The organism is Clostridium sp. 16K-1-R1 (genome assembly GCF_023921145.1).
Lineage (GTDB): Bacteria > Bacillota > Clostridia > Clostridiales > Clostridiaceae > Sarcina > Sarcina perfringens.
In genome coordinates this window covers 686,276-699,405 of record NZ_CP046515.1, presented here as the reverse complement: position 1 = coordinate 699,405, position 13,130 = coordinate 686,276, and the positions used below count along the sequence as shown (strand labels likewise).

Sequence of the window (13,130 nt, the reverse complement as noted above, 5' to 3'; positions counted from 1 at the left end):
TCAATTAACGTTTACATGTAATTTATTTACTAAATCATTGAAAATTTTGAGTATATTATTTTTAATGATAATTTATAATTAAAAAGTACTTTATTAAAAATAAAAAAACTTACAAACCTATTCTAAGAACTACTAAAAGTTCTCTTCACATGGTTTGTAAGTTTTATAGACGATTATTTTAATCCATTCCCTTTTTTAATCTTATTAAAGGTTTAATAATTTAGCTGTTACATCTTCTAAAGAATTTAATTCATTATCTAAATTTTTTATTTCTTCCTCAGCACTTGGTGTAAGGTTTAAAAGAATAAGACCTGAAGTTGAACATGTATTTTCAGTAGCTTCGTGTAAGCCTATTCTAGTATGTATTATACAACCATATTTAGTTAGTATTTCTTGAACTCTTGGTGCTGCAACAGTTCTAGGTGATATTTTGATAGCCATTATAGTGTACATAATAAATCCCTCCATAAATAATAATCTTAATTACATATTAGCATATATTAGTAAATTTTTCTTGCATAATCTTTAATTATTATTTACAAAAAATAATTACAATATACTATATTTCTTATTATTACTTCATTTAAAAAATTTCAAATAAATAATTATTTTATAAATACATCTGTGAAAGAAACAACACTATAAAATTTCTCTCATCTAAAAAGTTTCTCCCCTTAATCTTTTTATCCTCTTTATCAAATATGAAATCAAACATACTACTTCCTCCAATATAAGTTCTTCATATGCCATTCTATCCACATTTATTAATATTAAACCTAAGAATATTATGTTATTTCAAATAAAAAAATATTATATAATGTTTATATATTAAGATTTAAAGGGGTGTTTTTATGAATAATTTTTTTAAACATACACTAGAAACTCATACACCTCAAAGTATGAGTAAAATTACATCTTATATAAGAGAGGATATTAAAAATAGTAATATTGAAAATGGAATTGTGGTTGTTTATTGTCCACACACTACTGCAGGTATAACAATAAATGAAAATGCAGACCCTGATGTTGTTAAAGATTTAATTTATGGATTTGAAAAAGTTTATCCAACTAATGATCATAAATACAGACATTTTGAAGGCAATTCACATTCACACCTTAAAAGTTCTACAGTTGGAGTATCTCAGCAATTAATATTACATAGAGGTAGATTAATCTTAGGTCAATGGCAAGATGTATATTTCTGCGACTTTGATGGCCCAAGAAACAGAACTTTTTATGTTAAGATTCTTGAGGGATAATATTTAATTAATTTATTATTAATTATATTTTCAATAATATTCATCCAAAATTTTCTGTTTTTTAGTATAATTTACTTAAATAATTTGTTTTAGGGGGAATATTATGAAAATCAATCACAAAATAACATCGATTGTATTAACACTTGGACTAATATCTTCAAGCATATATACAATCAATGTAAATGCAGAAACACTTAATTCGAAAATCCAAGTATCAAACTTAAATTTATCTAACTCATATAACATAAAAAATGAAAATTTAATTAAATCTTCTAAAGAAGGTTGGATTAATACAAATGGAATATGGTACTTCTATAAAAATGGAATTATACAAACTGGTTGGCTAAATGATAATGGTATTTGGTACTATTTAAATGAAAATGGCTCTATGGCTACAGGTTGGTATAAAGTTGATTCTAACTGGTATTATTCAAATTCTAACGGAGTTATGCAAACTGGCTGGCTAAATGATAATGGCAATTGGTACTATTTAAATGACAATGGTTCTATGGCTACAGGTTGGTATAAAGTTGATTCTAACTGGTATTATTCAAATTCTAGCGGAGTTATGCAAACTGGCTGGCTAAATGATAATGGCAATTGGTACTATTTAAACGACAATGGTTCTATGGCTACATGTTGGTATAAAGTTGATTCTAACTGGTATTATTCAAATTCTAATGGAGTTATGCAAACTGGTTGGTTAAATGACAATGGTACTTGGTACTATTTAAACGACAATGGCTCTATGGCTACAGGTTGGTATAAAGTCTATTCTAAATGGTATTATTCAAATTCTAACGGAGTTATGCAAACTGGCTGGCTAAATGACAATGGTACTTGGTACTATTTAAATAGTTCTGGTGAGATGGTTACTAACACAATTATTGATGGTTGGAAAATAGATTCTAACGGTATAGCAACGCCATTAAAAGATGAAAACCATTCTATTGTATATGTAACTCCAAACGGTAAAAGCTATCACTATAGCAAAGATTGTACAGCCTTAAAAAGAAGCTCTTCTATCCTTAGCATGAGCCTTAATGAAGCTATAAATAAAGGAAAATCTGATCCTTGTAACTTGTGTGTTAAATAAACAAACTTTAACACTAAGTTTATTTAAATAGTTATTCTTAATTTTAAGATAAATACTTTTAATTATAAGTTCAAGCTATAGAATCTTTAATTTTATAACTTGAACTTATATGCTTAACTTGGAAAGTTATATATTCTCTAAAAGATTTGCCATTTCAATGGCTGCCATAGCTGCATCAAACCCTTTATTCCCAGCTTTAGTTCCGGCTCTTTCTATAGCTTGTTCTATATTCTCAGTTGTTACTATTCCAAAGATAACTGGTACTTCAGTATCTAAGCTTACATTAGCTATTCCTTTTGATACCTCTCCACAAACATAATCATAATGACTAGTAGCTCCTCTTATTACTGTTCCTAAACAAACAACTCCAGCATATTTTCCTGACTTAGCTAACTTTTTAGCTATTAATGGTATTTCAAAAGCTCCTGGAACCCAAGCAAGGTCTATATTATCTTCCTCTACTCCATGTCTTTTAAAAGCATCTAAAGCTCCATCTATAAGCTTTGATACAATGAATTCATTAAATCTTCCTGCAACTATAGCAAACTTTTTATCTTGACCTATTAAATTTCCTTCTAAAATCCTCATTCTAATCTCTCCTTTAAACATTTTTATACTTCAAGTATTTTTTTAATTCTTCGTATCTAATATTGATACTTTTTTATCCACTTTTAATCTATCTTTAAATCTAAAATTTTAAATAACTCTATAAAATTACTGCATTATTAAATGGTGCATTTTCTCTTTCTTAGTTTTCAAATAAAACTCATTTTCCTCATTACACTTTATTTCTATAGGTACTCTTTCTACTATTTTAAGTCCATATCCCTCTAAGCCAGTTATTTTTTTAGGATTATTAGTCATTAACCTGATTTCCCTTACACTTAACTCTTTTAAAATTTGTGCTCCAACGCCATAATCTCTAAGATCTTCTGGAAATCCTAAAGCTATATTAGCTTCTACAGTATCTAATCCTTCATCTTGAAGCTTATAAGCTTTCAACTTATTTATAAGACCTATTCCTCTTCCTTCTTGTCTCATATAAAGTAATATCCCTTTTCCCTCTTCATTTATTTTTTCCATAGCCCTATGAAACTGCTCTCCGCAATCACATCTTCTTGATCCAAAAACATCTCCAGTTAAGCATTCTGAATGCACTCTTAATAATACTGGCTCCTCTGATTTTATCTCTCCTTTAACTAAAGCCACATGATGCTCTCCTGTAAGTTTATCTATAAACCCAATAGCCTTGAACTCTCCATATTTAGTTGGCATATTAGTTTCAACAACTCTATAAACAAAATTATCTCTTTCTGTTCTATAAGCAATTAAATCTTCTATAGTTATTATTTTCATATTATGACTATTTGCAAATTCTAATAATTCATCAGTTCTAGCCATAGTTCCATCATCTTTCATTATTTCACATATTACCCCAACTTCTTTTAATCCAGCTAACTTTGCTAAGTCAATTGCCGCCTCTGTATGCCCAGCTCTCTTTAAAACGCCACCATTCTTAGCTATTAAAGGGAATACATGTCCTGGTCTTCTAAAATCCTCTGCTTTACTTTCTTCATTTATTAATTCTTTAATTGTATGAGCCCTTTCAAAGGCTGATATTCCTGTAGTTGTATCTTTATAATCTATAGATACTGTAAAGGCAGTTTCATGATTATCTGTATTATTTAAAACCATAGGATTCAATCCTAAATTTTCAGCTATCCTCTCACTTACTGGAGCACATATTAAACCCTTTCCATAAGTAGCCATAAAATTTATTTTTTCTCCAGTAACAAGTTCTCCAGCCATAACTAGATCCCCCTCATTTTCTCTTCCCTCATCATCAATAACAATAACCATTTTCCCATTTTTTATATCTTCTATTGCCTCTTCTACTAAATTAAACTTCTTCATATTTTTAAGGAGATAAAAATCCCCAACACCACCTTTCAAGAATTTTTAAAATTATTAGATATTGTTTTTTGTAACTAATACATCTACTTTGTAAAATCAAACTTAATCTAAAACAATATATAAAAATAAATATTAAATTTTAAAATACAATTTAAATAAACCCATTAATAGTTAAAAACTCTTCTGTTAAAACAGACTTTTTCTTTCTACTATCTTTTTTAAATCCTAAAAGCTTTTCAACATACTTACCAATAGAGTCACATTCTATATTTACTAAATCACCAATTTTTCTTTTAGTTAATGTTGTCTCTTCCTGGCTATGAGGAATTACTGAAACTTTAAAACTTTCCCCTTTAACCTCTGCAATAGTTAAACTTATTCCATCAATAGCTATAGAACCTTTATAAACTATATATTTGCTTAATTCATATGAAACTTTAATTTCTACCCATATTGCTTCCCCCTCATCTTTAAAAGAAATTATTTCTCCAGTGGAATCAATATGGCCAGTTACTATATGTCCATTAAATCTGCCATTAATACTCATGGCTCTTTCTAAGTTCACCTTACTTGATTTTTTTAAGTTTCCAAGATTACTTTTTCTTAAGGTTTCTCCCATAACATATGCAGTAAAATAATCTTTTCCCTTAGTTGTTATAGTTAAGCAAACTCCATTTGTTGATATACTATCACCTATCTTTGTATCCTCTAAGACCTTATTAGCTCTTATTTTCAGTAAAGATGATTTTTCATTTTTATCTATGCTTATAACTTCTCCTATTTCTTCTACAATACCAGTAAACATATTATTCACTTCCTTTTTCTATTAACTAAGGCCACATTCAATTAAAATATCCTTATCAAAATTCTTCAAATTTACTTCAGGAAATTCAAAGGCGTCTAAAACATTTCTTATTCCTTCCCCTTCAACAGGAGTAATAGCATTTTTTCCTCCAAAAACTTTTGGTGCAACAAAGGCATATATCTTATTTACTTTTTTATTTTCTAAAAAAGTAAAATTTAAATTTCCTCCTCCTTCAATAAGAACTGAATCAATATTTTTTTCTTTTAAACACTCTAAAACCTGATTAATATTAATTTTTCCTTCATCTAAATTTACTTCTATTACCTCTATACCTATATCTTTTAATTTTTCATTTTTTATCTTATCTTTTTTATTTGTTGTAAAAATTAAGGTTTTTGACTCATTTTGATTTTTTAATATTTCTGAATCTAAAGGAATTCTTAATTTACTATCAAGTACTATCCTAAAATGCTTTCTTTCTAACTCTTTATTTTTATTAAGTCTACATCTTAAATCTGGATTATCCTTTAAAACAGTATTTATTCCAACCATTATTGAGCTATATTTATTTCTTAAGGAATGAACAAACTCTCTTGATTTTCTATTAGTTATCCATTTTGATTTAAATTCCTTAGTTGCTATTTTTCCATCTAAGGTCATTGCCCATTTAAGTGCAATAAAAGGTCTGTTTTCCTTAATATAAAAATTAAATATCTCATTTAATCTAATACATTCCTTTTCTAAAACTCCTACCTTAACCTCTATGCCTGACTCTCTTAAAATTTTAATACTCTTTCCTGATACTAAAGGATTTTGGTCTAAGGTTCCAACTACTACTCTCTTAAATTTATTTTTAATTATGGCTTCTATACATGGAGGAGTTTTACCATAGTGACAACAAGGTTCTAAGGTAACATATATTGTTGCTCCCTCAGTAGATTTAATAGAACTATTAATAGCATTAATTTCAGCATGATTTCCTCCAAAAAACTCATGATATCCTTGTCCTATTATTTCTCCACCCTTAACAATAACAGCTCCTACCAAAGGATTTGGATTTACATATCCCTCTCCTTTTCTAGCTAATTCCAAAGCTTTTTTCATAAAAAATTCATCCAAGTTATCCTCTCCTTCCAAATTCTTCTTTAGAAGTACCTAATAAAAAATAAAAGCTCTGAGTAAATTTAAACTCAGGGCTTTTATTAGTTATCCAAGTAATTGAAGTTATTTAAATAGAATCTTAAAATTTTAATTAATATATCTAAAAATATTAGGCTTAATAAAATTTAAAACTGGTTTAAATAAATCCTTTAAATATATTTCTATATTTCTAAAAATAAAAATTTTAACCAATTCAAAATAATTAATAACGATATAAATAGTATAAAAAGTAAAGCTCTGAACAAAAAATGTTCAGAGCTAAAGATTCTAAAGCACAACAATCCATTTAATATGCATATAAAACATAATAAAAAGATAACTTATTAGATATTCTTCTTTCATCCAGACTTTACTGTCGGCCTCGGAGTTTCACCGAATCATGCTAAACTAGCTCGCGGGCTTTACCGCCGGTAGGGAATTTCACCCTGCCCTGAAGAATTTTTATTAAATTATATCTATAAATTACCATTTAAACTTTTTCATGTCAATTCAGTATTAAGTTTATAAAATCTAATTCTCACTATATAATCATCACATATTCTTTATTTCCTCAATAATGCTACTTTTTATATTATCCATTGGAAAAAGTGTGCCTGGACATAAAGTATCCACAACTTCCCTGTGTGGAAGTATATCTTTTATTGGATATTTTAAGCTTAAATAAGTTCCTAGTTTAACAAGTGAATTTTTTTGTGCCTCTTTTAAACCCTCTTTTTCAAAGTTTCCTTCAATGCATATTCCTAAGGTATTATAATTTGCATTTTTTGCATGAGCTCCTATTACATTTTCATCTCTACCTTTATAAATTGTCCCATCCTCCCTTATATAAAAATGATATCCTATTCCACTCCATCCATTATCTAAATGAAACTTATGAATATCTTCTGGAGTTTCTGGTGAATCTGTTGCTGAATGATGAATAATTAATCTTTTAGGTGAATTCCCCTTTTTAAGCCCGCTTCCCCATTTATAATCAACTTCTTTTATATCTAATTCCTGCCTCATTTTTTCTAACTCTCTACTTGAAATATTCTTTTTATAAGCATCTCTATAACTCTCATCTTTATTCATTTTAGAAAAAACAAAGAAAATACTTCCACCAATAATCAATATAATACTAATTAAAAATATAAGTCTTCTTCTAAAAATCTTTTTTCTTCTCTTTGATAAATTAATATTCTTAATTTTAGTATGCTCCAACTCTGCTCTTCCCCCTTTTATTTTTTTAATATAGCACCCCAATATTTCAGTTCCTATTTTAAAATATTAAAAAACACCATAGTATTTAAAAACCTTATATGTAAATAATAAACAAAATCCTTTTTAATCTCTACCTTATTTTTAATAATTTACATTTTGTTGCCTCTATAATTTTTTATTTCATACTTAAAATATTTTAAATCCTAACCTTAAATTATTATGAATCTTACTATACACATAAAAATAAACTTTTATTTTAAATAAGCTTTTTTTTAAATTTTATAATTAATTTCTTATTTAACTAATATTATGTATAGATAAGTTTTTTTGGAGGAGGTATTTAATATTGAAAAGATCATATAGAGATATGGCCATAATAAGAAAAAGACTTTCGTTTATCCTAGCATTTATTATAATTATGTGTTTTATACTAAGCATTAGATTATCTTATGTAATGATAGTTAAAGGACCTGAATATGCAGAACTAGCTGTTGAACAATGGACAAACGAAGTTAAAATATCTGCAAGAAGAGGAAAAATACTAGATAGGGATCTAAACGAGCTTGCTGTTAGTTCTAATGTTTATAGAGTTGACTTCAACCTAAATGCAATTAGATCTTATACAAAGAAAACTGGAAAAACTAATGAAGAATTAGCTTTAGAAATTTCTAAGGTTCTTGAAATGGATAAGGATACAGTTTTAAAAAAATTAGAATTTAAACTTCCTTCTGGAGCTCCTGCTGGTGCTGCAATCCTTGCTAGAAGAATAGAAAAGGAGAAAGCTGATAAAGTTAAAGAATTAGAAATACCAGGAGTAATGGTTTCTCCAGATACTCAAAGATACTATCCTAATGATAATTTTCTTTCTCATGTACTAGGTACTACTAACTCTGACGGTGTTGGACTAAATGGTATTGAGCTAAAATATGATAGAGTTTTATCTGGAAGTCCTGGATTAAAAATAACTGAGATGGTTAAAGACGGTGCTGAATATCCTTATACTATTTCTAGATTTACAGCCCCTGTAGATGGCAAAGATGTAGTCTTAACAATTGATGAAAAATTACAATACTTTGCTGAACAAATCGCTGAAATAGGTTTAGTACATCATAATGCTGATGCAGCATCAGTAATAATAATGAATCCAAACAATGGTGAAATCTTAGCTATGTCTAACAAGCCAGACTTTAATCCAAATAAACCTTATGATGGGGCTGAAAATTTTTCTGGAAATACTTCCTCAGATAGAATTCAAAAAATGTGGAGAAATAGATCTGTTTCAGACTCCTTCGAACCTGGTTCTATTTTTAAGATAATAACAGCTTCCGCCGCAGTCCAAGAAGGGGTAGCTGGTAAGGATGAAACCTATACCTGTAGTGGTGGTCTTCAAAAAGGTGATAGATTCATTAAATGCTGGAAAAGAGGTGGCCATGGCACTCAAACCTTTGAAGAAATAATACAAAATTCATGTAACGTTGGATTTATGAATTTAGGAGAAAAATTAGGTGCTGAAAAATTAAATGAATATATTAAAAAATTTGGTCTTGGAAAAAAATCCGGTGTAGATTTACCTGGTGAATCTCCTGGAATAGTTAAGAAAACAGAAAATATAACAGATATGGACTTAGCAACTATTTCTTTTGGTCAAACTAATACTGTTAACCCAATTCAATTCATGACTGCAGTTAATGCCGTTGCCAATGGTGGCACATTAATTCAACCCCATGTTGTTAAAGAAATAAGTTATATAGATGAAAATAATGATAGAGTTATAGATGAAACCTTTGTCCCTAAAAAAACAGAAAATTTAATAAGCAAAGAAACTGCTGATCAAATAAAATTAGCCCTAGAAAACGCAGTAAAAAATGGATCAGCAAAAGGAGCTTATAAAGAAGGATATGGAGTTGCTGGTAAAACAGGTACTGCCCAAAAAGTTAATCCTGAAACTGGTGGATATGGTGGAGGATATGTAGCTTCCTTTGTTGGTTTTGCTCCTTATGATAATCCACAAATATCTGTTATGGTATCTGTTGATAATCCTAAAAATGGAGAATATTATGGTGGTAGAGTTGCAGCACCTTTAGCTGGAATGCTACTCCAAAATATATTTAACTATATAGATTTAACAGAATTCCACTTAGATGAAAAACTTCCTGAAAAAGAAACTGTTATAATTCCTGAAGTTCGTGGATTACCTATAAATGATGCTACAAGTATGCTAAAAGAATTAAGTATATCTTACGAAATAGAAGGTGAAGGTGAATTTATAGTTGAAAGTAATCCTGCTCCTGGCTATCCAATATCTCCTGATACAAAAATAACTTTAATAGCTGGTGATAGTTCAAACTTAAATAGTGATGTTATAATTCCAGACTTTAAAAACTATTCTAAAGAATCTGCTGAAAAACTTCTTAATCAGTTAGGTCTTATAGGAGAATTTGTTGGTGAAGGACCATCTGTAACTAAGCAAAGTATTTCACCTGATGAAGTTGTAAATGGAAATTCAAAAATTACATTAACCTTAGGATATTAAAAAATTGTTAATGTAAAATGTATACATTCCTTATTTAAATAATTATTTAATGGTTAAAATTATTTAATTTCAAAATATAGGCTTAAATATTAAAATTATTTAATTCCATTTATTTGACATTAAATGCAAAAAGTTTTATAAATATTTTGTAAACATTATTAACTTTTTTTAAAAACTGTTTGATACTTAAGTGGCTTTCCTAAATTAGCCTTTACTACATCGAAACTTTTTCCTTTGCTATTTTAGGTGTTAAACATTATTCAGTCAATGAGAGTACATAAGTGCTCTCATTTTTTTATTTAAAATAATTAGTAATTCTAAAAGAGGCTTATATCAAAATAACTTTTAATAAAACTTGCAAACATTCTAAAGCTCATCTAACTACTCTTTTTATAATGTTTGCAAGTTTTATTATTATATTTTGATACAGCCTCATCACCATTTTAAAGCTATCTTCTTGCAAAATCTACAAACTTAAATTTATCTGGTCTATGTCTTGACTCTGTATATTGAAATAATTTTCTTCCTTCTAAATATGTATAACTTTTAACCACAGCTACCATATCATATCCTCTTAAATCTAAAAGTCTTTGATCTTCCTCAGTAGCAGTTTGTACTGTTATCTCTTTTTCAGCATAGGCTATTTTTAACCCTAATTCTCCCTCTATATATTTATATAAAGAATCCTTGCATATTTCTTCTGTAAGTCTTGGAACAAACTCTGCATTTAAATAGTCCTTATCTAAAATTATCTTTTCACCATCAATATTTCTAACTCTTACTACACTCCAAACATATTTATTAGGAGAAACCTCTAATTTTTTCATAAGGCTATCACTAGGACTTTTTAATGTTAATTCCTCTAATATAGTTTCGCACTCTTTTCCTAAGCTATTTTCAATCTCTTTAAAGCTCTTTATACCTGACACAGGAAAATCAAATTTATTCATATCAAGTACAAAGGATCCCTTACCTTTAGATTTTTCAATATACCCATTTTGCTCTAATAAATTTAAGGATTTTCTTACAGTATCCCTAGATACATTATATTCATCCATAAGTTGTGATTCTGAAGGCAATTTAGTATTTGCTTCAAAAATTCCACTATCTATTTTTCCAACAATATCATTATATATTTTTAAATACTTACTAGACATATTTTAAACTCTCCCCAACCTATAATTATAACTTTTACTACTTTTAAAACTTTGTATAATAAATAACTCAATATTTATTATTACCTATAAATATTAAAATTCAATTATATTTTAACATAATAGTAAGTTTTAAGTGAATTTCAAAAAAATAAAGGAGTTGCATCTTATTTAAAATACAACCCCTTCTTAATTTGTAATATATAATTGATGCGCAAAGTATATCTTTTATACTATTGAAATCTCAAATTTTTCAATTATTATATATTACTTTTCTAATTTATAAACTATTGATTCATATGGTCTTAACTTTAAACTTAATAAATCTAATGTACTATCCTTATAATTAGATATTAAAATACTCTTATTGTAATTTTCTAGCCCTTCAATTTCCTTTGATAAATCTACTAAGCACTCTTCTCCATAGAAGTTATTTATAACAAGTAACTTTTCACCATTATAATTTCTTTCATAAGCATAAACTTTAGGATGATCTTCTAAAAACTGAATGTAATCTCCATAGGCTATTACATCTTCATTCTTTCTTAATTCAATAAGTTTCTTATAATGATAAAATACAGAATCCTTATTTTCTAAAGCTCTTTCAACATTTATTTCTCTATAATTATTAGCAATATTTATCCAAGGAGTTCCTGTAGTAAACCCAGCATTTTTTTCTTCATTCCATTGAACAGGAGTTCTTGAGTTATCTCTTGATTTGCTCTTAAGGATTTCCATTATTTCTTTTTCATCAATTCCCTCTTCTTTTAAAATATTGAAATAGTTTATTGATTCTACATCTCTATATTCTTCAATACTTTCAAAACCTGGATTTGTCATTCCAATTTCTTCTCCTTGATATACATAAGGAGTTCCACTCATCATATGAATTGAAGTCGCTAGCATTTTTGAAGATTCATTAAAGTATTTCTTTACATCTCCAAATCTTGAATTAACTCTTGGTTGATCGTGGTTACACCAAAAAACAGCATTCCAGCCTCCTCCATTAATCATTCCTCTTTGCCAATTATTAAAAAGTTTTTTTAATTCAATAAAATCAAAATCCATTAAAGACCATTTTTGACCATCTTTATAATCAACCTTTAAATGATGAAAATTAAATACCATTGATAATTCTTTTTCCTTAGGATTAGAATATTTTATACAGTTTTCTATAGTTGTTGATGACATTTCACCAACAGTTACTATTTCTACATCTTTACCAAAAGTTCTTTCATTAAGTTCTTTTAAATACTCATGTATTCTATGCCCATCAGTATAAAATCTTCTTCCATCTCCTTCATAATCATTTTCAAATTTTTCTGGCTTAGAAATAAGGTTTATAACATCTAATCTAAATCCTTTAACCCCTTTATCTATCCAGAAATTCACCACTTTATAGATTTCTTCTCTTAATTCTTTATTATTCCAGTTTAAATCAGCCTGTGAAACATCAAATAAATGTAGGTAATACTCTCCTAGCTCCTCAACATACTCCCAAGCATTCCCTCCAAACTTTGAAATCCAATTTGTTGGTGGTTCTCCTTTTTTTCCTTCTTTAAAAATGTAATAATTTTTATATTTTTCTTCGCCCTTTAAAGCTCTTTTAAACCATTCATGCTCTGTAGAAGTATGATTAAAAACCATATCAAGCATAATATCTATATTTCTGCCTTTAGCTTCTTTAACCAATTCTTCAAAATCTTCCATAGTTCCATATCTAGGATCAATTTTATAATAATCTGCTATATCATATCCATTATCTTTTTGAGGAGATACATAAAATGGAGTCATCCAAATATAATCTACTCCTAAATTTTTAAGATAATCTAATTTTTCAATTACTCCTCTTAAATCTCCAAGACCATCTCCATTTGAATCCTTAAATGATTTTGGATATATCTGATAAACAACACTTTTCTTAAAATCTTTCATAATTCACACCTCACACAACTTGTACGTATAAGTTATTTTAAATATATTCTAATTCACTCTTTCTGTCAACACT

At 28.0% G+C, this 13,130-nt stretch carries 11 protein-coding genes, 1 pseudogene and 1 riboswitch; of the genes and pseudogenes, 4 read left to right on the top strand and 8 right to left on the bottom strand.

Annotated elements, in window-relative coordinates:
• Window positions 1–204 precede the first annotated feature (204 nt).
• On the bottom strand, window positions 205–453 hold the full coding sequence (locus GOM42_RS03050; RefSeq protein ID WP_003457734.1) for a hypothetical protein: 249 nt from the start codon (window positions 451–453) through the stop codon (window positions 205–207).
• 398 nt (window positions 454–851) lie between these two features.
• On the opposite strand from GOM42_RS03050, the gene GOM42_RS03045 reads away from it, so the two are divergent.
• The 3 genes and pseudogenes from GOM42_RS03045 to GOM42_RS03035 all read left to right on the top strand — a co-directional run bounded on the left by GOM42_RS03045 (window position 852) and on the right by GOM42_RS03035 (window position 2,355).
• A complete protein-coding gene (locus GOM42_RS03045; protein WP_003457667.1) occupies window positions 852–1,259 on the top strand; it encodes a secondary thiamine-phosphate synthase enzyme YjbQ in 408 nt (135 codons plus the stop codon).
• Between the two features lie 295 nt (window positions 1,260–1,554).
• Window positions 1,555–1,890 (top strand): annotated as a pseudogene (locus GOM42_RS15710) (cell wall-binding protein); the annotation flags it as partial.
• Complete coding sequence (locus tag GOM42_RS03035) at window positions 1,888–2,355, top strand: hypothetical protein (RefSeq protein WP_260324251.1); 468 nt, start codon at window positions 1,888–1,890, stop codon at window positions 2,353–2,355. The pseudogene GOM42_RS15710 and the gene GOM42_RS03035, both read left to right, overlap by 3 nt.
• Before the next feature lie 126 nt (window positions 2,356–2,481).
• Here GOM42_RS03035 and ribE read toward each other — a convergent pair whose 3' ends face one another.
• The 5 genes from ribE to GOM42_RS03010 form a co-directional block, all read right to left on the bottom strand.
• Window positions 2,482–2,943: a 6,7-dimethyl-8-ribityllumazine synthase gene (ribE, locus tag GOM42_RS03030; RefSeq protein ID WP_003471176.1), complete on the bottom strand. Its 462-nt coding sequence runs from the start codon at window positions 2,941–2,943 to the stop codon at window positions 2,482–2,484.
• A 126-nt stretch (window positions 2,944–3,069) separates the two neighbouring features.
• A complete protein-coding gene (locus tag GOM42_RS03025) occupies window positions 3,070–4,269 on the bottom strand; it encodes a bifunctional 3,4-dihydroxy-2-butanone-4-phosphate synthase/GTP cyclohydrolase II (RefSeq protein WP_011590250.1) in 1,200 nt (399 codons plus the stop codon).
• A gap of 151 nt (window positions 4,270–4,420) precedes the next feature.
• Complete coding sequence (locus tag GOM42_RS03020; protein ID WP_003471205.1) at window positions 4,421–5,074, bottom strand: riboflavin synthase; 654 nt, start codon at window positions 5,072–5,074, stop codon at window positions 4,421–4,423.
• 21 nt (window positions 5,075–5,095) lie between these two features.
• Complete coding sequence (gene ribD, locus GOM42_RS03015; RefSeq protein WP_003471179.1) at window positions 5,096–6,193, bottom strand: bifunctional diaminohydroxyphosphoribosylaminopyrimidine deaminase/5-amino-6-(5-phosphoribosylamino)uracil reductase RibD; 1,098 nt, start codon at window positions 6,191–6,193, stop codon at window positions 5,096–5,098.
• A gap of 368 nt (window positions 6,194–6,561) precedes the next feature.
• Window positions 6,562–6,677: riboswitch (FMN riboswitch) on the bottom strand.
• A gap of 89 nt (window positions 6,678–6,766) precedes the next feature.
• Complete coding sequence (locus GOM42_RS03010; RefSeq protein WP_003471344.1) at window positions 6,767–7,435, bottom strand: peptidoglycan recognition family protein; 669 nt, start codon at window positions 7,433–7,435, stop codon at window positions 6,767–6,769.
• Between the two features lie 346 nt (window positions 7,436–7,781).
• Here GOM42_RS03010 and GOM42_RS03005 point away from each other — a divergent pair, with 346 nt between their 5' ends.
• Window positions 7,782–9,968 carry a stage V sporulation protein D gene (locus GOM42_RS03005; protein ID WP_003471431.1) on the top strand — a complete coding sequence of 729 codons (2,187 nt, stop codon included), beginning with the start codon at window positions 7,782–7,784 and terminating at the stop codon, window positions 9,966–9,968.
• A 449-nt stretch (window positions 9,969–10,417) separates the two neighbouring features.
• Here the strand turns inward: GOM42_RS03005 and treR are convergent, their stop codons facing one another.
• Complete coding sequence (gene treR / locus GOM42_RS03000; protein ID WP_003471465.1) at window positions 10,418–11,125, bottom strand: trehalose operon repressor; 708 nt, start codon at window positions 11,123–11,125, stop codon at window positions 10,418–10,420.
• Between the two features lie 264 nt (window positions 11,126–11,389).
• Window positions 11,390–13,057: an alpha,alpha-phosphotrehalase gene (gene treC / locus GOM42_RS02995; RefSeq protein WP_057230793.1), complete on the bottom strand. Its 1,668-nt coding sequence runs from the start codon at window positions 13,055–13,057 to the stop codon at window positions 11,390–11,392.
• Window positions 13,058–13,130: the final 73 nt, after the last annotated feature.

Excerpts from the sequence above, each read along its gene's own strand:
- GOM42_RS03050 (WP_003457734.1), bottom strand. The coding sequence starts at position 453 with ATGTACACTATAATGGCTATCAAAATATCACCTAGAACTGTTGCAGCA.
- GOM42_RS03020 (WP_003471205.1), bottom strand. The coding sequence starts at position 5,074 with ATGTTTACTGGTATTGTAGAAGAAATAGGAGAAGTTATAAGCATAGAT.
- GOM42_RS03035 (WP_260324251.1), top strand. The coding sequence starts at position 1,888 with ATGGCTACATGTTGGTATAAAGTTGATTCTAACTGGTATTATTCAAAT.
- GOM42_RS03025 (WP_011590250.1), bottom strand. The coding sequence starts at position 4,269 with ATGAAGAAGTTTAATTTAGTAGAAGAGGCAATAGAAGATATAAAAAAT.
- treC (WP_057230793.1), bottom strand. The coding sequence starts at position 13,057 with ATGAAAGATTTTAAGAAAAGTGTTGTTTATCAGATATATCCAAAATCA.
- ribE (WP_003471176.1), bottom strand. The coding sequence starts at position 2,943 with ATGAGGATTTTAGAAGGAAATTTAATAGGTCAAGATAAAAAGTTTGCT.
- GOM42_RS03045 (WP_003457667.1), top strand. The coding sequence starts at position 852 with ATGAATAATTTTTTTAAACATACACTAGAAACTCATACACCTCAAAGT.
- treR (WP_003471465.1), bottom strand. The coding sequence starts at position 11,125 with ATGTCTAGTAAGTATTTAAAAATATATAATGATATTGTTGGAAAAATA.